Annotated in this window: 21 protein-coding genes; 11 read left to right on the top strand and 10 right to left on the bottom strand. The window is 71.4% G+C overall.

Going from position 1 to position 18809, the window contains the following annotated elements:
- Positions 1 to 9: 9 nt before the first annotated feature.
- The gene (locus C1J01_RS23565; protein WP_111181149.1) at positions 10 to 666 is read right to left on the bottom strand and encodes a DUF998 domain-containing protein; all 657 of its coding nucleotides are present in this window, start codon (positions 664 to 666) and stop codon (positions 10 to 12) included.
- Positions 667 to 810: 144 nt separating this feature from the next.
- Between C1J01_RS23565 and C1J01_RS23560 the strand changes: the two genes are divergently transcribed.
- Together C1J01_RS23560 and C1J01_RS23555 are read left to right on the top strand one after the other, a co-directional pair.
- On the top strand, positions 811 to 1086 hold the full coding sequence (locus C1J01_RS23560; protein ID WP_220040063.1) for a GbsR/MarR family transcriptional regulator: 276 nt from the start codon (positions 811 to 813) through the stop codon (positions 1084 to 1086).
- Positions 1087 to 1098: 12 nt separating this feature from the next.
- A complete protein-coding gene (locus C1J01_RS23555; RefSeq protein WP_111181148.1) occupies positions 1099 to 2253 on the top strand; it encodes an FAD-dependent monooxygenase in 1155 nt (384 codons plus the stop codon).
- Positions 2254 to 2403: 150 nt separating this feature from the next.
- On the opposite strand, the gene C1J01_RS23550 is transcribed toward C1J01_RS23555, so the two are convergent.
- Positions 2404 to 2853, bottom strand: a complete 450-nt coding sequence (locus tag C1J01_RS23550; RefSeq protein WP_111181147.1) for a GbsR/MarR family transcriptional regulator — start codon at positions 2851 to 2853, stop codon at positions 2404 to 2406.
- Positions 2854 to 2903: 50 nt separating this feature from the next.
- On the opposite strand from C1J01_RS23550, the gene C1J01_RS23545 reads away from it, so the two are divergent.
- The 4 genes from C1J01_RS23545 to C1J01_RS23525 all read left to right on the top strand — a co-directional run bounded on the left by C1J01_RS23545 (position 2904) and on the right by C1J01_RS23525 (position 5295).
- A complete protein-coding gene (locus C1J01_RS23545; protein WP_111181146.1) occupies positions 2904 to 3764 on the top strand; it encodes an SDR family NAD(P)-dependent oxidoreductase in 861 nt (286 codons plus the stop codon).
- Between the two features lie 89 nt (positions 3765 to 3853).
- The gene (locus C1J01_RS23540) at positions 3854 to 4105 is read left to right on the top strand and encodes a dienelactone hydrolase family protein (RefSeq protein ID WP_235854615.1); all 252 of its coding nucleotides are present in this window, start codon (positions 3854 to 3856) and stop codon (positions 4103 to 4105) included.
- Between the two features lie 214 nt (positions 4106 to 4319).
- The gene (locus C1J01_RS23530) at positions 4320 to 4745 is read left to right on the top strand and encodes a VOC family protein (protein WP_220040062.1); all 426 of its coding nucleotides are present in this window, start codon (positions 4320 to 4322) and stop codon (positions 4743 to 4745) included.
- 49 nt (positions 4746 to 4794) lie between these two features.
- Complete coding sequence (locus C1J01_RS23525) at positions 4795 to 5295, top strand: pyridoxamine 5'-phosphate oxidase family protein (protein WP_111181144.1); 501 nt, start codon at positions 4795 to 4797, stop codon at positions 5293 to 5295.
- A gap of 578 nt (positions 5296 to 5873) precedes the next feature.
- On the opposite strand, the gene C1J01_RS23520 is transcribed toward C1J01_RS23525, so the two are convergent.
- Both C1J01_RS23520 and C1J01_RS23515 read right to left on the bottom strand, forming a co-directional pair.
- A complete protein-coding gene (locus C1J01_RS23520) occupies positions 5874 to 6356 on the bottom strand; it encodes an SRPBCC family protein (protein WP_111181143.1) in 483 nt (160 codons plus the stop codon).
- Positions 6353 to 6595: a hypothetical protein gene (locus tag C1J01_RS23515; protein ID WP_111181142.1), complete on the bottom strand. Its 243-nt coding sequence runs from the start codon at positions 6593 to 6595 to the stop codon at positions 6353 to 6355. The genes C1J01_RS23520 and C1J01_RS23515 overlap by 4 nt, the downstream gene beginning before the upstream one ends.
- Before the next feature lie 251 nt (positions 6596 to 6846).
- Here C1J01_RS23515 and C1J01_RS53165 point away from each other — a divergent pair, with 251 nt between their 5' ends.
- On the top strand, positions 6847 to 6981 hold the full coding sequence (locus C1J01_RS53165; RefSeq protein ID WP_268958739.1) for a hypothetical protein: 135 nt from the start codon (positions 6847 to 6849) through the stop codon (positions 6979 to 6981).
- Between the two features lie 34 nt (positions 6982 to 7015).
- Here the strand turns inward: C1J01_RS53165 and C1J01_RS23505 are convergent, their stop codons facing one another.
- Positions 7016 to 8407, bottom strand: a complete 1392-nt coding sequence (locus tag C1J01_RS23505) for an MFS transporter (protein ID WP_111181140.1) — start codon at positions 8405 to 8407, stop codon at positions 7016 to 7018.
- Between the two features lie 571 nt (positions 8408 to 8978).
- Here C1J01_RS23505 and C1J01_RS23500 point away from each other — a divergent pair.
- From C1J01_RS23500 to C1J01_RS23490, 3 genes are read left to right on the top strand one after another with little or no spacing between them, the layout of a single operon-like run.
- Positions 8979 to 10421, top strand: coding sequence for an MFS transporter (locus C1J01_RS23500; protein ID WP_235854614.1), 1443 nt, complete (start codon positions 8979 to 8981; stop codon positions 10419 to 10421).
- A gap of 26 nt (positions 10422 to 10447) precedes the next feature.
- A complete protein-coding gene (locus C1J01_RS23495; RefSeq protein WP_181448925.1) occupies positions 10448 to 11080 on the top strand; it encodes a TetR/AcrR family transcriptional regulator in 633 nt (210 codons plus the stop codon).
- A 3-nt stretch (positions 11081 to 11083) separates the two neighbouring features.
- Positions 11084 to 11908 (top strand): VOC family protein, encoded by an 825-nt coding sequence (locus C1J01_RS23490; RefSeq protein ID WP_111181138.1) that lies wholly within the window; start codon positions 11084 to 11086, stop codon positions 11906 to 11908.
- A 61-nt stretch (positions 11909 to 11969) separates the two neighbouring features.
- On the opposite strand, the gene C1J01_RS23485 is transcribed toward C1J01_RS23490, so the two are convergent.
- The 5 genes from C1J01_RS23485 to C1J01_RS23465 form a co-directional block, all read right to left on the bottom strand.
- Positions 11970 to 12749, bottom strand: a complete 780-nt coding sequence (locus C1J01_RS23485; RefSeq protein ID WP_111181137.1) for an enoyl-CoA hydratase/isomerase family protein — start codon at positions 12747 to 12749, stop codon at positions 11970 to 11972.
- A gap of 15 nt (positions 12750 to 12764) precedes the next feature.
- Positions 12765 to 13796 carry a TIGR03617 family F420-dependent LLM class oxidoreductase gene (locus tag C1J01_RS23480; RefSeq protein ID WP_235854613.1) on the bottom strand — a complete coding sequence of 344 codons (1032 nt, stop codon included), beginning with the start codon at positions 13794 to 13796 and terminating at the stop codon, positions 12765 to 12767.
- A 76-nt stretch (positions 13797 to 13872) separates the two neighbouring features.
- Positions 13873 to 15438, bottom strand: a complete 1566-nt coding sequence (locus tag C1J01_RS23475; RefSeq protein ID WP_111181136.1) for an AMP-binding protein — start codon at positions 15436 to 15438, stop codon at positions 13873 to 13875.
- A 113-nt stretch (positions 15439 to 15551) separates the two neighbouring features.
- Positions 15552 to 16469, bottom strand: a complete 918-nt coding sequence (locus C1J01_RS23470) for an SDR family NAD(P)-dependent oxidoreductase (protein WP_111181135.1) — start codon at positions 16467 to 16469, stop codon at positions 15552 to 15554.
- Between the two features lie 36 nt (positions 16470 to 16505).
- Positions 16506 to 17345: a MaoC family dehydratase gene (locus C1J01_RS23465; protein WP_111181134.1), complete on the bottom strand. Its 840-nt coding sequence runs from the start codon at positions 17343 to 17345 to the stop codon at positions 16506 to 16508.
- A 223-nt stretch (positions 17346 to 17568) separates the two neighbouring features.
- Between C1J01_RS23465 and C1J01_RS23460 the strand changes: the two genes are divergently transcribed.
- Positions 17569 to 18809: MFS transporter (locus C1J01_RS23460; protein ID WP_111181133.1), on the top strand; the 1241-nt coding region annotated here is incomplete at its 3' end.

Below are 18809 nucleotides of genomic sequence, written 5' to 3'. Positions count from 1 at the left end.
GCCCGCCGCTCAGCGCTCGCCGGGTCGGCGGCGCCGCAGGTGTACGCCCAGCGCGACGATCCAGGCGAAGCCCGCGAGCAGGGACAGGTGTTCCAGCAGGCCCGCGGGGGCCGGTCGCCAGATGCCCAGGGTGTCCAGGCGGTAGGCGATGCCGGCGGCGAAGGCGAAGACGATGACGCCTGCCCCCGACAGGCGGGAGCAGACCGCCCAGCCGCGGCCGGCCTCCCGCAACCGTCCGGCCAGGACGAACGCGGCGGCGCCGAGTCCGGCGAACAGCAGAAGGCCGGCCACTTGGTGGACGCGGCCCCCGGCGGTGACGACCTCCGGCAGGCCGGGCGGGTAACCGAGTGCGGGATCGGTGGGCACCAGCCCGGCCGCCACCGCTCCCGCCGCGGCCGTCGCCAGCAGGATTGGCCCCCAGGTCGCGCCGCGACCACCGCCCAGTGCCCGGCGCACGCCGACGGCGAAGCCGGCCAGCAGCAGCCCGCCGAGCACGAAGTTCACCGTCTGCAGCCAGCCGCGTTCGCCGGTGCCGAGCTGGCTGGCGCCGTGGTGCCACAGGGAGTAGCCGGGCCTGGTGGCGCCGTCGGCCCACAACAGCACCGGGATCAGGACGCCGGCGGCGATACCCGCGCCGAGCAGCGCCGTCAGGGTGCGAGATGGCATGAGCGAAGCCCCTCGTTCTCCACGACGGCCGGCGTCGCGGGCCGACCAGACTTCCCGGCTCTCCACCTGCACGCTCCGGGATCGGAGCGTATCTTTGTTACATGGATTTTAGCTCATACTGAAACAGCTGCAACAGGGGTGCGCGTGAGCGAGCGGGAAGCGTTGCTCGAGTGGGTGGAGCGCGTGGCCATGTACCTGGCCCGCGACGGCGTACCGCCGATCGCGGGCCGGGTGCTGGGCCGGCTGATGGTCTGCGATCCGCCGGAGCAGTCGGCCGGGCAGATCAGCGAGGCCATCGGCGCCAGCCGTGCCTCTCTCACCTCCAACCTGCGGCTGCTGACGAGCATGGGCTTCCTGACATGGCGGTCCCGGCCGGACGAGCGGACCGCCTGCTACCGCACCCCTGCGCGCAGATCTTGACGAGGAGGAATCATGAACGGGCAGGCGATCGTGGTCGGCGGCGGCATCGGCGGACTCGCCGCCGCCGCGGCGTTACATCGGATCGGCTGGCAGGCGTTGGTGCTGGAACGGGCCGACGAGCTGGGCGAGATCGGCGCCGGCATGTCCCAGGCGCCGAACGCGATGCGCTGCCTGGACGCGCTCGCCGTCGGCGCCCAGGCCCGCGCGGCCGCGGTGCCCACGCACTCGGCCGGCAATCTGCGCCTGCCGGACGGCCGCTACCTGCAACGGGCCCGCCCCGGCGACCCGACGCCGCTGCTCGCCTTCCACCGCGCCGACCTGCACCGGCTGCTGCTGGAGGCGGTGCCCGCCGGAAGCGTGCGCACCGGCACGGAGGTCACCGGCCTCCACCAGGACCGGGACCAGGTGACGGTCACCTGGAAAGGCGGCGAGGCCGCCGCCGACCCGCTGATCGGCGCCGACGGGATCCGCAGCACCGTACGCCGACTGCTGTGGCCGGACGCTCCCCCGCCCCGCTACCTCGGCCGCACCGCCTGGCTCGGTGTCGCCCCCGCCGAAGGGCTGCCGGGCAGCGTCACCATGGGCCCCGGCGCCTACTTCCTCATCCACCCCCTGAGCCGCGACCGCGCCTACTGGGCCTACGTCACTGCCTGTTCCCGGCCCGGAGTCCGCCACGACGACGAGAAAGCCGCGGTCCTCGGCCACGTACGGAACTGGCACGATCCGATCCCGGCGCTCATCGCCGCCACCCCGAGCGAGGCAGTGACCCACATCGACGTCCACGACCTCGATCCCCTGCCGTCCTACGTCGACGGGCGGGTGGCGCTGCTCGGCGACGCCGCGCACGCCATGAGCCCTGACCGCGGTCAAGGCGCCGGGCAGTCGCTGGAGGACGCCGTCGTGCTCGCCGCCGCCCTGGCCGCCGGGCCGTCGGTCGAGACCGCGCTGCGCCGCTACGACACCGAACGCCGCCCCCGCACTCAGGCCACCGTCCGAGGCGCCCGCGCCGACGGCCGCCGCACCACCTCGCCGGCCGCCCACCGGTGGATGACGACCATGGTGCGGCTGATGCCGGCCACGCTGTGGCGCAAGGGCCTGACACCCGACGGCAACGCCACCTGGCGCTGGCGGCCACCGCATCTGCCTGCTCCGCGTGCTGAAAGCTGACACCGGGACCGGCACGCACGCCTGGACCACAGGCTGGTTTCCTTCAGATCCCCGGCGGTGGAGATGGGCAGCGGTCCGCACTATGGCGCACGCCGGGAGACCTGATCGCCGGACCATCCTTCCGCATGATCGGCATCGTGATCGGTCGTCTCAAAGGCGCTCTCGATCCCATCGGTCCAGGAGCTTGGGGAACTCGCGGCCCATGAAGCCGTACATGTCGCGCATCAGCTCCAGCCTGGCCCTGCTCTTGGGATTGTCGCCGACTGCGGCCAGCCCTTGCTCGGCGAGCTGCTCGAATGCGGCGAACTCGGCCATCTTGGCCCGGAACGCACGTCCGAAGACGTCCTCGGTCAGCCGGTAGTGATCGCGGCGGCCCCGGGGCGGTCGGAAGCGCTCGACGAGCCCTCCCCGTTCGAGCTGCCCCAGGGCGACGCTCATGCTGCTCTTGGCCACGCCAAGCCGCTCGCACAAGCTGGGGGCGTCGGCGGAATCGTCCGGATCGACCAGGAGCACGCCGACGACCCGGCCGGCCGTACGACTGAGCCCCAAACGCTCGAAGTACAGTCCGGCACTCTCCACGAACTCCTCAACAGTGGCCACGCACGAATTCTATTCTGTTCGGATCGTTCCGAACGCAATAGAGTGCGTGCATGCTGTCCATCGCCATCACCGGCGCCAACTCCGGAATCGGCCTGCGCGCCGCCCGCGCCCTCGCCGCCGCAGGCCACCACGTTCTGGCGTTGTGCCGGAACCCCGAGCGAGGCCGCGCCGCGCTGGCCGACATCAACGCCCACGCCGTGCATCCAGCCGATTTGATCCTGGTGGACCTGTCGATGCCCGACTCCATCGAGGCCGCCGCCGACCGGCTCGCACAGACCGTCGGCCATCTCGACGTGCTCATCAACAACTCCGCCGTCTTCGACCAGACCCTCCGCGACCCCCACTTCACGGCGGACGGGCATGAGCTGTTCTGGGCCACCAACCACCTGGGCCCCTTCCTGCTCACCGCACGCCTCAGTCCACTGCTCGCCGCCGCGGACAAACCTCACGTGATCAACGTCGCCAGCAAGGGACTGGTCTCGATGCCACGCATCCGGATCCGTTTCGACCAACTCGACGACCCCAACTGGTACAGCCCCACCCGCGCGTACTACCACGCCAAACTCGCTCAGATCATGACCACCTTCTCCCTGACCGAGAAGGCGGCAGGACAGCTGGAGGCGACCTGCGTGCGCGTCCCCGCCGTACGCCTCGACCCGGACCGGGTGGCGGCCATGCCATGGTTGCTACGCGCCTTGTACGCACCCAAGAACCGCATGGCCGTCCCGGCCGAACGCCTCGGCGACACTTACGCCCGCCTGGCCACCTGGGACGGCGCCCTGCCCGGGCCGTACGTCGATGAAGACCTCCGCCCGGTCCGCGCCCCGGCCTTCGCCTACGACGAGGCCGCCCGCGAACGGCTGTGGTCGGTCTCCCAGGCCGCCACCGGCAACCCCACCTGGGCCTGGTGATCGCGGAGGCGAACCCGCGCGGGTCAGGATCAAGAACGCGGCGCTGGAGTTGTTCGGCGCCGAAGGCCGGCCGGGTGAGTTTTCGCACGGTGGCCGCCACCAGCCAGAAGCTGGAACAGGACGGGCTCGGCATCCCGCTCATCGCCGCAGAGCCCCGAATCCGCGCCGCGGCGCTGGGCCTGCTCGGCGTGCATGGGCTGGCCGAAGACGCCGCGCGCATCACCGTGCCGGTGCAGTTCCTGGTCCAGTGGGACGACCAGATGGTGCCGCGGGACCAGAGCCTGGCCTTGTTCGATGCCCTGGCGTCGGCGCACACGACGCCGCATCCGCAACACCTGTGACACGATCGCGATCACACTGCACGTGTACGGCGCGGACCTCAGCAACGGCACCAGCGTGCGCCGCACCTACGAACAACGCCACGATCGCTGACGAAAAAAGTCGCGAACGAGCCGTCGAGAATGTCGAGAACGCGGATCCGGCTCCGTCCCAGGGATACCAGCGGCCCACGAACCGGCCGCGCGACGAAGGAGACCCAGCATGACGATCAAGCGAATGGACAACATCGGCATCATCGTCGACGACCTCGACGCGATCGTCGCGTTCTTCATGGAACTCGGCATGGAACTGGAGGGCAAGGCACTGATCGAAGGGCCTTGGGCGGCACGTCTCGTCGGACTCGACGACCAAAGCGTCGACGTGGCGATGATGCGGACCCCGGACGGCCACGGGCGAATCGAGCTGGCGAAATACCGCACGCCGAAGGCGATCAGCGGCGTCCCGGAGGACACCCCGGCGAACACGCTCGGCATCCGCCGCATCATGTTCGCGGTCGACGACATCGACGACACCATCGCCCGCCTGCGCCCCCACGGCGCCGAACTCATGGGCGAAGTGGTCCGATACCAGGACAGCTACCGGCTCTGCTACCTCCGCGGCCCCGAGGGCATCGTCGTCGCCCTGGCCGAAGAGCTCACCTGACGGCCCGCCCCGCCACAACGTCCACGAAACGACAACCGGAGGAACGACCGTGCGACCGGACGAGATCACCGAGGTACTGAACCGGCCGACCAGCCAGGAACTGCTGGCTCGCGACATGACCCGCCTGGCCTACGTCGCCAAGGACGGCACACCCCGCAACATCCCGATCATCTTCGCCTGGAACGGCTCGGAGATCGTCATGTGCACGCCGAAGAACGCTCCGAAGCTCAAGGCGCTGAGCGCGAACCCGATGGTCGCCCTGACGATCGACACCGAGGTGCACCCGCCCAAGATCCTGCTCATCCGCGGCCGGGCCGAGCTGGACTACGTCGACGGCATCCCGGACGAGTACCTCCAGACGACCAGCACCTACCAGATGACGCCCGAGCAGCGAGTCGCGTGGGAGGCGGAGGTGCGTTCCCTCTACCACGACGGCATGGTCCGGATCGTCGTCACCCCGACCTGGGCAAAGCTGATCGACTTCGAGACGACTCTGCCGAGCGCGGTCGAGGAACTGCTCCAGCGGCGGGAGGAGCGTCAGCACGCCTGAACACCACGGGCATCCGAGACTGGTGAGGATCCTCGATCGACTGACCCGAGTTCGTGTTCCTGCCCCTGCCTCTGTCCGGGTGCCGCCAACGCGACTGGCACCAGCCGCCATCTCGGGGTTGAGCTGTGCGATCAGTGTGCGTGGCCGGCGCGTACCCGCTCCCACATCACGGAGCGGGGAACTTCGGGTTCGGTCATCACGCCCGACTCCCCCATCAAGCGGTACCGAATGCTTGGTGGCGGTCGGGCCGCCCCAGCGTTTCGTCTGTTTGGTTGACGGGGACGGGCGAAGCCCGTGCCTTTGTGGTGGTGGAATTGGATCTTGAATCCAACCGGCCGCCTTTACAATGTAGATTCGCAGGAGAGGGTCGAAGCCCTCTGCCAGCTCATCATCAAGGAGCTTGCACCGCCATGCGCCACGTCGTGCCCGGTGGTGAGTTCCTCGCCCCGGCCATCGAGGCCCTGGCACCCCCGTCACCGTACTTATGAAACAGCGCACTTCCCGGCCAGTACGAGCGGGCGCCGTGCGCGCGAGTCACATCCCTGGCTCCCCCCGCTCGAACCACCGACCAGCGACTGTCAGCCGCCTTCGATGAACGACTGGGCGGCCGCGGCCGGCGGCCGGGACCTGAGATGGTGGGCGATGTCCACCTCCCATGACCGCAGGAAGTCCCGATAGCTCTCGGCGAACTCGCGTAGAGGCTCCTGGCCCTCCGGTGTGAGCGCGGTCAGTTCGTAGGTGACCTGTACCGTGCTGCCGCCCTGCCCGTCCTCGTCCACCTCGACGGTGACGGTTCCGGCCCGGGAGCCGGGCGTTGCCCTGGTGTACGAGACGCGCCGTCCAGGCTCGCGCGCGACCACCACCCAGATGGTCAGCTCGTCGTGCGCGCCGGTCTCGAAGACCGTGCCGGGGGCGGAGTCATCGCTGGTCCTCATCCGGAAACGGGGCCGCCACCCGGCCACCCATAGCTCCTCGCCGCGCGGCGTGAACAACGTGAACGCCGCCTCGGGCGGCAGCGCGACCGCCAGCCGTCCGGCGAGCGTGTACTGTGCGCCGCTCATCGCTCGGTCAGCCGGTGCGCGTCGGCGGACGTCAGCGTCAAGCCGTACACGGCCTTGAGTTGTTCGATCTTGGCCAGGGTTTCGGGCGTGAAAGGCACCTTGCCGTCGAAGGAGTGCAGCACGATGCCCTCCACCAGGTCACCGAGCGAGACGTCCAGGTACTCGGCCAGTCCCTTGAGCACCTTGAGCACGTTCTTCTCGAGCCGCAGTCCCGTCTGAGTGCGCTCAACTGTTACCATGATAACATGGTACATGCGATCAGCGAGTGGGTGTGCGCGTGACGCGGAGGCGTGTGTCGGTGGCGTCGTCGAAGCGTGGACCCCCTCCCCTGATCAGGAGATCCGTACCGGGTACGGTCACGGGCCTGCCCCTGAGCGCCGATCTGTTCATCGCGCTTGTGTTCGCCATCGTTCTCCCTGCGATCGTCGGCCTTGCTGACCCACCGCACCTCCCGGGTCGAGCCGACCTCTGCCGGCAGCGACTCCGGGACGTGCTCATCCAGAAGACTGGAGAGCAGGACCCGGAAGCCACCGGCCCGGACGGCCCGGCAGTAGTGGTCGCCGGGGCGGGCGGGCCGGTGGGGTACGAGCGCAGCAAGGTGCTGTCCGCGCAGGCCATCGGGTGAGGGGGCCGGGTGCCGCGCGTACTTCTGCGGGGTGTCAGCTCTTGTCCGCCGCGAAGGCGGCGCGGGCGGCCTCCACCTTCAGGGCGTCCCGCTCGGGGTTGGCGAGCAGGGCGAAGAGCACGCCGCCGACGAGCACGATGATGCCCGACAGCATGAACACCTGCGTGTAGCCCTCCGCCGGCGGGGCGCCCGCCGCGGCGGCGGCGTCGAGCACGACGCCCGCGAGGGTCGGCCCGGCGACGGCGATCAGGCCGGCCAGGGCCAGGCCGAGCGTCAGCATGCCGGTGCGCTGGGCGGGCGGGACGATCTGCGCGAGGGTCGGGTTGACGATGGCGTAGATGCTCGTCGACAGGCCGTAGCCGAGCATGAGCAGCGCCATGGGGACCGCCACGCCCGAGGCGAGCGGCAGGGTCATCAGGCACAGGCCGCCGGCCGCCGCCAGGCCGCCGCCGATGAGCGTGCGCACCACGCGGGCCGAGGCGCCGTTCTTCAGCGCCCTGTCGCCGAGCGCGCCGTACAGGAACAGGAAGATCACCGAAGTGATGCTCGGCACGCCGAACAGCGAGCCGGCCGTCACGGCGGAGAAGCCCAGCCCGGCCTCGAAGTACGAGGGCAGCCAGGTCATCACGATGCCCACGATCATGGCGACCGCGGCGGAGAGCACCACGTAGCCGACGAAGGTGCCGGTGAAGACGATGGAGCCCAGCGGCGCCCGCTTGCCGGCCGTCGGGTCGTCGGGCGTCTCGGCGCCCTCGGTGGCCCTGGCGCGGGTGGGCAGCTGGTCGGCGTAGGGGCCGACCTTGCCGATGAACGCCCAGGCGACGCACCAGACGAAGCCCATGATCGCCACGCTGAGGAACCCGGACTGCCAGCCGAACGCGGCGATGATGACGACGAGGATCGGCGCGAAGATCAGCTTGCCGAACGAGGCGCCGGTGGTGAGCAGCGCCGCGGGCAGGCCACGCCGCTCGTTCGGCCACCACGAGTAGGCCGCCGAGTGCATCACCGAGCCGGCGGGGGCCTCACCCGCGCCGAGCAGGATCCGGGTCACGATGAGCAGCCCGGCCGAGGCGAAGAAGAAGATGGGCAGCTGGAGCAGCGACCACACCAGGACGAGGACGAGCAGCGTGCCCTTGAGCGGCAGGCGGTCGGCCACGGTGGCGAAGAGCAGGGCGGCGACCGGGCCGAGGATCCCCGCGGCGGTGCTGATGGCGCCGAACTGGGCGGCCGTCAGCCCGAGGTCGGCCATCACGTCCTGGGCGACCAGCCCCAGGATCGCCTTGTCCAGATAGGCGATGAGGGTGCTGCCGAGCAGCATGAGGGTGATGGTCCAGGCGACGAACCTGGAGGGCCGCGGCGGAGCGGACACCGCCTCGGCGCTCGGAAGTGCCGGTTCGCTCTGCGGGGGGACGCGCTCGCTGACCATGGTGGGGGGCTCCTTGAAGAGAACGTGCCGGCCGCGCGCCTGCGGGCGTGCGGACATGAGGCGGGGCCGGCGCGCGGGTCGCGCACGTGCCCCGTGGTGGTGCGTCCGGTTCGGAGGCACGACGGAACGCGGGCGCGCTCGCGCGTGCCCTGCGTGTCGTACGGATGGCCGGGACCACGGGTGGGGGACGGCGACGGCGCCGCCGTCCGGGTGGGGCTCGGCGGGGTCAGCGCGACGCCGCGGGCCCCGTCATGACGGCCCTGTCCCCGTCAGGGCCTGGCGCTTGATGCTCCGTGTGGTGCGGGAGTCGACGAGACATGCTTTTCTCCAGACCTGCCGCCCTCCGGCGGTCGCCCAGGTGGTCCGATGCCGGTGTCGGCCCTTCGATCAGCGAGGTGGTGCGACGGATTTAATTTGGACGACACCTGTCTGCAAATGACGCTAAACAGCTCCCCGGGTGGTGTCAAGGGGCCGTTCGACGCCGGAAACCTGGCTCCTCACCTGCTCAACCTATTTACAGACAAACTTTGTCTGTTTAGAGTGGCGGAGCACCCTCGGCAGAAGGAGGACGGTGGCGACGCCCCTGACCGGCCCCAGATCGGGAGTGGTGACCGCCGCGCTGGCCTTCAGCGGCATGGTCGTCTCCGTCATGTTCACCCTGGTCGTGCCGATCATCCCCGACCTGCCCCGGCTGCTGTCGGCCTCGCCGGACGACGCCTCCTGGGCGATCACCGCGACACTGCTGGCCTCGGCCGTGTTCACCCCCGTGAGCGGGCGGCTGGGCGACATGTACGGCAAGCGGCGCATGATCGTGATCAGCCTGTCGGTGATGATCGCCGGCTCGCTGATCTGCTCCCTGTCCAGCCTGCTGCCCGTCGTCGTGTTCGGGCGGGCGCTCCAGGGCTGCGCGGTCGGCGTGATCCCGCTCGGCATCAGCATCATGCGCGACCTGCTGCCGCCCGAACGGCTCGGCTCGGCCATGGCGCTGATGAGCGCCACCCTGGGCGCGGGCGGCGCGGCCGGGCTGCCGCTCGGCGCCTTCGTCGCGCAGTACGCCGACTGGCACATGCTCTTCCTGGTCTCCGCCGCCATGGGCGCGACGGGCCTGGTCCTCACCCTCACGATCGTGCCCGGCTCGCCGGTGCGCTCGGGGGGACGCTTCGACGTCCTGGGCGCGGCCGGGCTGTCGGCGGGCCTGCTCTGCCTGCTGCTGCCCATCAGCAAGGGCGGCAGCTGGGGCTGGACGAGCCCGCTCACCCTGGGCCTGTTCGCCGCGGCGGCGGTGATCCTCCTCGTCTGGGGCTTCGTCCAGCTGAGGATCGCCGATCCGCTGGTCGACCTGCGCACGACCGTGCGGCGCCAGGTGCTGCTCACCAACCTGGCGTCGATCGCGTTCGGCTTCGCCATGTTCGCCACGGGCCTGGTCTTCCCCCAGGTGCTCCAGGCGCCGGCCGCCTCCGGCTACGGGCTGGAGCTCTCGCTGCTGCAGGCCGGGCTCTGCATGGCCGTGGGCGGCGGCATGATGATCGTGCTCTCGCCGGTGTCGGCCCGGCTCACCGCCGCCCGCGGCCCCAAGGTGACGCTCATGTGCGGCGGTCTCCTCACGGTCGCCGGCTACACCTGCGCGGTCTTCCTGATGGACGAGGTCTGGCACCTCGTGCTCGCCGCGACCGTCGTCTCCTCGGGCGCGGGCCTGGGCTACGCCGCCATGCCCGCCTCCATCATGGGCTCGGTGCCGGCGTCGGAGACGGCCGCGGCCAACGGCCTCAACTCTCTCATGCGCTCCATCGGCACGGCCTCGGCCAGCGCGGTGATCAGCGCCGTCCTGGCCGCGCACAGCATGCCGCTGGGCTCCGCGGTGCTGCCCACGCGCGGCGGTCTGGAGCTCGCGCTGCTGATCGCGGTCTGCGCGGGGGTGGTGGGCGTGCTGCTGGCCGCGTTCCTGCCCCGCCGCCCCGGGCCGGGCGCGCGGGCGCCGGCCGCCGCCCGGATGACCGTTTCCCGCGAACCATGATCAACGTTTCTGGCACACTATGGCCTGTGAGTGGACGAGGCCGCCCGCCCGACCCCGGCCTGGAGGCGCGCGTGCACGCCGCCGCCCTGGAGCTGTACGGAGAGGTCGGCTGGGCCGGATTCACCCTCGACGCGGTGGCCCGCCGGGCCCGCGTCGGCAAGGCGGCGCTCTACACCCGGTGGGGCAGCAAGGAGAAGCTGATCGCCGACGCCCTGGTCAGCTGGGGGGCGGAGCCGCCCCAGGAGATCGAGTCGGCCTCCCTGCGCACCAACCTGCTCCGGATGGCCACCGACATCCTCGACGGCTACCTGGAGCCGCACGGGCTGATCTACCTGCGGGCCCAGGTCGAGTCGAGGGTCTATCCCGAGCTGTTCGGGCAGGCGCTGGAGGCGTTCCAGCGCGAGCGCATCCGCAGGGGGCGCGCCATCGTGCTCGCCGCCATCGAGCGGGGCGAGCTGCCGCCCGGCACCTCCCCCGCGCTCGTGCTCGACGCGGTCGCCGGGATCCTCACCAACCATTTCCTGTCGACGCCGACCAGCCAGATGCCCACCCTGCTGGAGCGCAAGGACAAGTACGTCCAGGAGACCGTGGACTTCGTGCTGTCGGCCGTGGGCTACCGGGAGCGCGGCGAGGACGACCAAGAGCGTGCGGAAAGGTGACTCATGACGGCATACTCCCTCGACCATGTGGCGCTCGCGGTGCGGCGCTGGCACCAGGCCGGGCCGGTGCTCGCCGGGCGCTTCGGCGGCCGGTGGGACAGCGGCTACGTGCAGCCCGTCTTCTGCCCGGCGCAGATCGAGTACGCCGACGGCATGCGGGTGGAGCTGCTGGAGCCCGGCGCCGATCCGGGGTCGTTCGTCCGCCGCTTCCTCGACGGCAGGCAGGCGGCGGCGCTGCCGCACCACATCACCTTCAAGGTGCGTGACATCAGGGCCACCCTGGAGGCGGCGCGGGCGCACGGGTTCGAGCCGATCCTGGTCAACCTGGCGAACGCGTACTGGCAGGAGGGCTTCCTGCACCCGAAGGACACCGGGCTGGGCTTCCTCGTGCAGGTGGCCCAGGCGGCGGGATCGCCGAAGGACATCGCCGGCGACATGCCGGGGGCGCACCCGTCGCCGCCCTGGCCGACGCCCGAGGGCCCGCGCGCCGCGCTGCCCGTGGTCGCCGGGCGGGTGGCCGGCTGGGACCGGGCGCGTACGGTGCTGTGCGACATCCTCGGCGGCGTGGAGTCATCGCCCGCGCCCGGCGTGTCCGTCTTCGCCTGGCGCAGCGGGGCGGAGCTGCTGCTCACGGCCGACCCGGGCGCCGCCCCTGGCCTGCGGCTGCTCGCCTTCCGCGGCGACGGGACGACGTCGTGGGAAGCGCCCGAGGTGCTGGAGGCGGCCGAGCGCGAGCCGGTCGTGCCCGAGCTCGGCATCAGGGTCACCGACCTGGCCGCCGACGCCGGCGCCGGGTCCAAGGAGGGGACCGTCCCGACCCGCCGATAGCCGGCCGGCGGCCGCGGAACACCGGCTCCGCGGCCACCGGCGTGGAGCGCCGGGTGCGCGGCTAGCGGCCGCGGAAGACCGGGTCGCGTTTCTCGAGGAACGCGCGGACGGCCTCGCGGGTGTCCTCGGTGGTGCCGTTGAGGTTCTGGGCGGTCGCCTCGCGCAGGGCGCTCTCGTGGAAGCCCGACGAGGCGGCCAGGTTGAGCATCTCCTTGGTCTGCGACAGCGGCAGCGGCGCCAGGCCCGCCAGCTCGCGCGCCCACGCGTACGCCTGCCCGAGCGCCTCCCCGGGCGCGACGACCCTGTTGAGCAGGCCCATGGCGTGGATCTCGTGGGCGGAGTACATCCGGCCGAAGAAGGCCAGCTCCTTCGCCCGGTGCAGGCCCACCATGTGGGTGAGGAACCAGCTCCCGCCGAAGTCCACCGAGAGCCCCCGCTTGGCGAAGATCTGCGAGAACCGCGCGGTCTCGTCGGCGATGGCCAGGTCGCAGGCGAGCGCCATGTTGAAGCCGGCGCCGACCGCGACGCCGGAGACCGCGGCGATGGTGGGCAGGGGCAGGTCGCGCAGGGCGAAGAGCGCCGCGTTGACGACCTGCATCGCGCGGCGCGGCGACTCGGCCGGGTCCTGTCCGCGCAGGTCGGCGCCGGAGCAGAAGTCGCCGCCGGCGCCGGTGAGCACGACCACGCGATCGTCGCCGCGGCCGGCGATCTCGCCGAACACCTCGGTGAGGGTGGTCCAGCTCGAACGCGGCACGCTGTTCCTGCTCGTCGGCCGGTTGAGCGTGACGGTCACGATGCCGTTTCCGTCGCGTTCGACCAGCACGTCGGGGTTGTCGGACACGCGGGCTGCTCCTTTCTACGAGGGCGCCGGGGCGCGCAGCGACTCCAGCGCGGCGCGGATCTCCTCCGCGGGCATGCCGGCCGGCGGCTGGAGGTGGACCTGGTCGACGAGCCCGCCGTACCGGCGGGACAGTTCCGCCGACACCTCCGTCAGTGTCCCGCTCACGCAGAACGTGTCCAGCACCTCGTCGTCGACGAGGTCGGCCATGCGCGCCCAGCGGTCGGCCTCGGGCCGGACGGACAGCGCGTGCAGCCGTTCGTGCAGGTCCTGCCGGCCGTGCAGGGCGAGCACCCCGCGGTAGGCGGGGGTGGAGCCGTAGAAGGCGATCTGGGCGCGCATCGCCTGCCGCCGCCGCTCGACGTCGTCGCCCGGCCCCAGGACCTGCACCATGCCGGGGCAGTGCACGGTCACCGCCGACCGGTCGCGCCCGGCGCGCTCCAGCCCCTCCTCCAGGGCCGGGAGGGTGACCTCCCGGAAGTACCGCTCGGTGCTGAAGCCGTGCGGGATCAGCCCGTCGGCCAGCTCGCCGGCGAGCCGCGTCATGACCGGGCCGACCGCGGCGAGGTGGATCGGCGGATCGCCGTGCCCGTGCGGCGCAGGCCGGAAGTTGGCCGTCATGAGGGTGTGCCGGTAGTACTCGCCGTGGTGGCGCAGCTCGTGGCCGGTGTTCCAGTCGTCCCAGATCGCGCGCAGGGCGGTGAGGTACTCGCGCATCTGCGCCGCAGGTCTGCCCCAGGTCATGCCGAACCGCCGGGTGATGTGCGGCTTGGTCTGGGTGCCGAGCCCGAGCACGAAACGCCCTCCGGAGAGCGCCTGCAGGTCGTTGGCGACGTACGCCATCGTCATCGGGGTGCGCGCGAAGGCGACCGCTATGCCGGTCGCCAGGCGCACCCGGCCGGTCGCCGCGGCGGCCAGCGCCAGCGGCAGGAACGGGTCGTGGTCGACTTCGGCGCTGGTGACGGTGTCGAAGCCGGCCTCCTCGGCCCGCCGGGCGGACGCGGCGACGTCCGCCGGGGGCCCCGCGCCGAGATGCACGCTGACCTTCACGGCCACTCCTCCTCGTTGGTGGGCGGCGGAACGACCGGTCCCGCCTGGCCGCCCCGTCGCCGTCTCGTGACGCCGGTCAGGACGCGGCCGGGCCGGCGTAGATGTCGCGCAGCTTGCGGCGCTGCAGCTTGCCCGTCTCGGTACGGGGGAAGTCGGACCGGAACTCGAACCGGCGCGGGATCTTGAACGAGGCCAGCTGACCGGCGCAGTGCGCGCGCAGGTCGTCGGCCAGCTCGTCGCCGGGCACGGCGTCCGCGGCCGGCTGGACGACCGCCAGCACGTTCTGCCCCCAGTCGGGGTCGGGAACGCCGATCACCGCGACGTCCGCCACCGCGGGGTGGGTGATGAGCGCCTGCTCGATCTCGGCCGGGTAGATGTTCACGCCGCCCGAGATGATCAGGTCGGTCCGCCGGTCCAGCAGGAAGACGTAGCCGTCCTCGTCGAAGTACCCGTAGTCGCCGACCGTGGCCAGCCCCGCCCGCCGGGTCGCGGCCGTCTTCTCCGGGGCGTTGTGGTACTCGAAGGTCGGGCCCACCCCGGGAACGCCGAAGTAGATGGTGCCCGGCTGCCCGGTGGGCACCTCCTTTCCCTCCTCGTCGAGGATCTTGACGATGGCGTTCGGCTGGGGCCGCCCCACCGTGCCCGGTTTGGTCAGCCACTCCTCCGAGCCCACCAGGGACACGCCGCCCTCGGTGGAGGCGAGGTACTCCCACAGCACCGGCCCGAGCCACTCGATCATCTGCTGCTTGACCGGCACGGGGCACGGCGCGCCCGCGTGGATCACCGCCTCCAGGCTGGACAGGTCGTACTTGGCACGGACCTCCTCCGGCAGGCGCAGCATCCGGCTGAAGTGCGTGGGGACCATGTGGAGGCTGGTCACCCGGTGCCGTTCGATCGCCTGCAGCACCCCTTCCGCGTCGAACTTGCCCATGATCACCACGGTGTGCCCCAGGTGCAGGAACGCATAGGAGTGGCCGCTCGGAGCCGCGTGGTAGATCGGCGAGCAGACCAGGTGCACACCCTTGTCGACGGTGACCTCGTAGCGGGTGGCCAGCCCCGCGTACACCGACTCGATCACCGGTTCGGGCTCGCCTTCGGGGAACACGGTGGAGCGCACGCCCTTGGGGTTGCCCGTGGTGCCCGAGGTGTAGCCCATCACGCTGCCGAAGCGGCGGTTCGGCGGCGTCTCGGAGGACTCGCCCGCGCCCAGCTCGGAGTAGGGCCGCCAGCCCTCCACCGCGCCGCCGATGACGAACCGGTGCTCCGGCAGTTCGTCCAGCGGCAGCGTGGCCGCCTGCTCGGCGTCCACGATCACCATCTTGGACTCCGAGTCGTGGATGATGTAGAGCATCTCCGACGGCGTCAGATGCCAGTTCACCGGCACGAAGAACATGCCGACCTGCCCGGTGGCGAGCATCACCTCGAGGTACTCGTGCCCGTTGTGCACCGCCACCGCCACGGTGTCGCCGGCCGTCAGGCCATGGGCGTACAACGCGCGGGAGACGCGGTTGACCCGGGCCAGCAGCTCCCCGAAGGTGAGCACCGTCCCGTCCGGGTCGATGATCGCCGGCCGGCCGGGATCGGCGGCGGCGATCTGGTAGAAGCCGATGGGTTTCGTGGTCGATTGCGTGGTAGAGGACATCGAACGTCCCTCCCCTGTCGGCATGAAGTGGAAATGACCGTCCCCGTCGAAGCACTGGTCGCGCGCTGAGCAGTACGGGTGGGCCGCCGTGCGTCACGCCCCCGCGGCGGCGCTCACTTGGGGAGCTGCGCCATGAAGATCGACGGAGGCAGGCCGTCGGCCTTGGGGCGGAACGACTTCGCGACCTTGGCCGCGAGGTCGTCGAGGTCCCACGGGCCGTCGGAGCTGACGGTCTCGACGACCTCGGGGGTGTTCCAGAGCCGCACCTCGTAGCCGGAGGCGCCGATGGTGCGGCCCGACAGCCAGTCCGACTCGGTGCCGGCGAGGTAGGTGACGATCGGCGCGATGTTGTCGGGCGACATGACCTGCTCGTCGGCCGGGTGCTCGCCGAGCTGCTTGTCGCCCGGCACGGTGGCGGTCAGGCGGGTGGCCGCGCCGGGGGCGATGGCGTTGGCCGTCACGCCGTAGCGGGCCAGGCCGTTGGCGAGGGAGGCGGTCAGGCCGATGATGCCCATCTTCGCGGCGGCGTAGTTCGGCTGACCCGGCGAGCCCTGCAGGGCGGAGTCGGAGGTGAAGTTGATGATCCGGTAGTGGCCGTCCGGGTTGCGCTGCTCACGCCAGTAGGCGGCGGCGGGCTTGATGGTGCTGTAGTGGCCGCGCAGGTGGACGCGGATGACGGCGTCCCAGTCCTCGTCGGGCAGGTTGAAGATCATCCGGTCGCGGAGGATGCCGGCGACGTTGACCACGACGTCGAGCCGGCCGTAGTTCCCGATGGCCAGGTCGACGAGGCGGCGGCCGGTCGCGGTGTCGGCGACGTCGCCGGGGTCGGAGACGGCCTCGCCGCCGAGGCCCTTGATCTGCTCGGCGATCTCCTGGGCGGGGCCGGCGTCGCCGCCGGTGCCGTCCGGGTGGGCGCCGAGGTCGTTGAGCACGAGCCTGGCGCCCTGCTCGGCGAACATCCGGCTGATGGACGCGCCGATGCCGCGGCCCGCGCCGGTGACGATCGCGACTCTGCCGTCGAGGGATCCCATGACATGCCTTCCTGAGGAGGGAGAACGTCCGCGCGGTCAGACGATGACCGCGGTCCCGTGGTCGATCACCACGGCGCCGGTGTCGTCCGTGGTCTGGAACCGCACGTCGGAGCCGTCGGTCCAGATCGACACCGTGAGGGTCTGACCCGGGAAGATCGGTTTGGTGAAACGGCCGGACATGGCGCGGAACCGCTTCGGATCGGACCCGGCGACCGCGTGCAGCAGGGCCCGGCCGGTGAAGCCGTAGGTGCACATGCCGTGCAGGATCGGGCGGGGGAAGCCGCCCCGGCCGCTGAACGACGGATCGGAGTGCAGCGGGTTGCGGTCGCCGGTCAGCCGGTAGAGCAGCGCCTGGTCGGGCCGGGTGGCGTAGGTGACGACGTGGTCGGGAGCGCCGGTCGGCCGCTCCCACGTCACGCCCGTGCCCCGCTCGCCGCCGAAGCCGCCGTACCCGCGGAAGAACAGCGAGGTACGGATCTTGGCGAGCGGCCCGCCGGCGCTGTCGCGCGCCACCGACTCGCTGACGACGAGCGCGCCGGAGCCCTTGTCGTACACGCCGACGATCTCCCCGGTGGCCTCGGCCTCGCCGTCGGGCGGGATCGTGTCCATCAGCTCGAACGCCTGCTCCGCGTGGAGCATCTTGGTGAGGTCGAGATCGCCGGGAAGGGCGACGCCCCCGCCCATCGCGACGTTGCAGAACGTCGGCAGCACCTGCTGCGGCAGGCCCTCGGTGTTCTCGGTGGTGAACTGCAGCTCGGTCAGCGGGTCCTCCTGGCCGGCGCCGACCGCGAGCGCGTAGAGCAGCGCGTCGGCGGAGGTCCAGGTCCTGGTGATCGGTTCGCTCGTACGTCCGACCAGTGATGCGTCGATGGGCATGGTTCCTCGTTCCTCGGGGACACGCTCGACGGGCCCGGCCGGGAGGCGTCCCGGCCCCGGTTGCGGTAAGTAGAACACGTTACGGGTAGCCGGGCAAGAGCTTCCTCCGCTTGACAACGGCTCGCTGACCTTCGACTCGCTTACCAAAGAGAACCTGTTGTCTTTAGCTGCAGATGATTCCGGCTTGGCTCCAAACCTCCCTTAAGGACTTCTGGATGGCCGTGTGGTGAAGCGTTTCCTGGCGCTGCCCGCCGACCTGCGCGTGTGCACGCTCATTTCCTTCGTGGTCGCGCTCGGCTTCGGGGTGGTCGGGCCCGCCCTGCCGCTGCTGGCGGAGGAGTTCGGCGCGGGGAACGCCGCCGTGGGCGCGGCGATCAGCGCGTTCGCGGTGGTCCGGCTGGCGAGCGCCGTCGCCAACAGCCGGTTCGTGCAGCGCTTCGGCGAGCCCCGGGTGCTCGAATGGGGCCTGTGGCTGCAAGGCGCGACCATGCTGCTCGCCGCGCTGGCGCCGGACTTCACCCTGCTCATCGCCCTGCGGGCGATCGGCGGGATCGGCAGCTCGGCGTTCACCATCGCGGCGATGTCGCTGGTGATGCGCCTGGCGCCGCCGGACGCGCGGGGCAGCGCGATGAGCACGTTCCAGACCGGTTTCATGCTCGGGGCCATCGCCGGGCCCGCGGTCGGCGGCGTGCTGGCCGACGTGGACCCGCGCTTCCCCTTCGTCTTCTACGGGCTGGCGCTGTTCGCCGCCGCCGCGCTCTCCCGTCTCATGTTCGGCTCCCAGGTGCCGGAGACCGCCGCGACCGGCAGTGAGGCGGGCGGCGCGCCGACCACGGAGCCACCGGCGCCGCCGCCGGTCCCCCGCGGCGTGTACGTCCGCGCCCTCGTGGCGGCGCTCGTCTCCGGCTTCGGCATCGGCTGGCTGTTCTACGGGATGCGCAACTCGGTCATCCCGATGTTCGCCACCCACGAGCTGGGCGGCAGCGGCACCTTCGTCGGCCTGGCGATGCTCGGCACGGCCGCCGCGCAGGTGGCCTTCGTCGGGCTGTTCGGCCGCTGGAGCGACGCCCGGGGCAGACGGCCGCCGATGATCGTGGCCGGCCTGACCGGCAGCGTCGGCCTGGCGCTGCTGTGCGTGCCGTCCGGGCAGGCGGTGTTCGTCGCCTCCATGCTGCTGCTCGGGGTGGCCGGCGGCGGGCTGTCGGCGGCGCCGGCCTCCGTGCTGGCCGACATCAGCGGCCGCAGCCCGGCCAGGAACGTCGCGTGGTTCAACATGTCGTCCGACGTGGGCGCCATCATCGGCCCCGTGGCGGCGGGCGCGATCGCCGACGCGCTGTCGTTCGAGGCCGCCTTCCTGCTGACCACCCTCATCCTGCTGGCCGGTGTGGCCGCCTCGGTGGCGATGCGCGAGACGCTCGTGCCGGCCTCCCCCGACCTTCGTTCCCCTCCGTCGAAAGGAACCCC

The sequence above is a fragment of the Nonomuraea aridisoli genome (assembly GCF_003236395.1).
GTDB classification, from domain to species: Bacteria; Actinomycetota; Actinomycetes; order Streptosporangiales; family Streptosporangiaceae; genus Nonomuraea; species Nonomuraea aridisoli.
The sequence above is the reverse complement of the archived record's forward strand: the minus strand, read 5'-3'. Positions and strand labels throughout refer to the sequence as shown.

Bases quoted from the DNA above. Each gene is read 5' to 3' on its own strand.
- C1J01_RS23565 (WP_111181149.1), bottom strand. From the start codon at position 666: ATGCCATCTCGCACCCTGACGGCGCTGCTCGGCGCGGGTATCGCCGCC.
- C1J01_RS23555 (WP_111181148.1), top strand. From the start codon at position 1,099: ATGAACGGGCAGGCGATCGTGGTCGGCGGCGGCATCGGCGGACTCGCC.
- C1J01_RS23545 (WP_111181146.1), top strand. From the start codon at position 2,904: ATGCTGTCCATCGCCATCACCGGCGCCAACTCCGGAATCGGCCTGCGC.
- C1J01_RS23530 (WP_220040062.1), top strand. From the start codon at position 4,320: ATGGACAACATCGGCATCATCGTCGACGACCTCGACGCGATCGTCGCG.
- C1J01_RS23520 (WP_111181143.1), bottom strand. From the start codon at position 6,356: ATGAGCGGCGCACAGTACACGCTCGCCGGACGGCTGGCGGTCGCGCTG.
- C1J01_RS23515 (WP_111181142.1), bottom strand. From the start codon at position 6,595: ATGGTAACAGTTGAGCGCACTCAGACGGGACTGCGGCTCGAGAAGAAC.
- C1J01_RS23505 (WP_111181140.1), bottom strand. From the start codon at position 8,407: ATGGTCAGCGAGCGCGTCCCCCCGCAGAGCGAACCGGCACTTCCGAGC.
- C1J01_RS23490 (WP_111181138.1), top strand. From the start codon at position 11,084: ATGACGGCATACTCCCTCGACCATGTGGCGCTCGCGGTGCGGCGCTGG.
- C1J01_RS23475 (WP_111181136.1), bottom strand. From the start codon at position 15,438: ATGTCCTCTACCACGCAATCGACCACGAAACCCATCGGCTTCTACCAG.
- C1J01_RS23470 (WP_111181135.1), bottom strand. From the start codon at position 16,469: ATGGGATCCCTCGACGGCAGAGTCGCGATCGTCACCGGCGCGGGCCGC.
- C1J01_RS23465 (WP_111181134.1), bottom strand. From the start codon at position 17,345: ATGCCCATCGACGCATCACTGGTCGGACGTACGAGCGAACCGATCACC.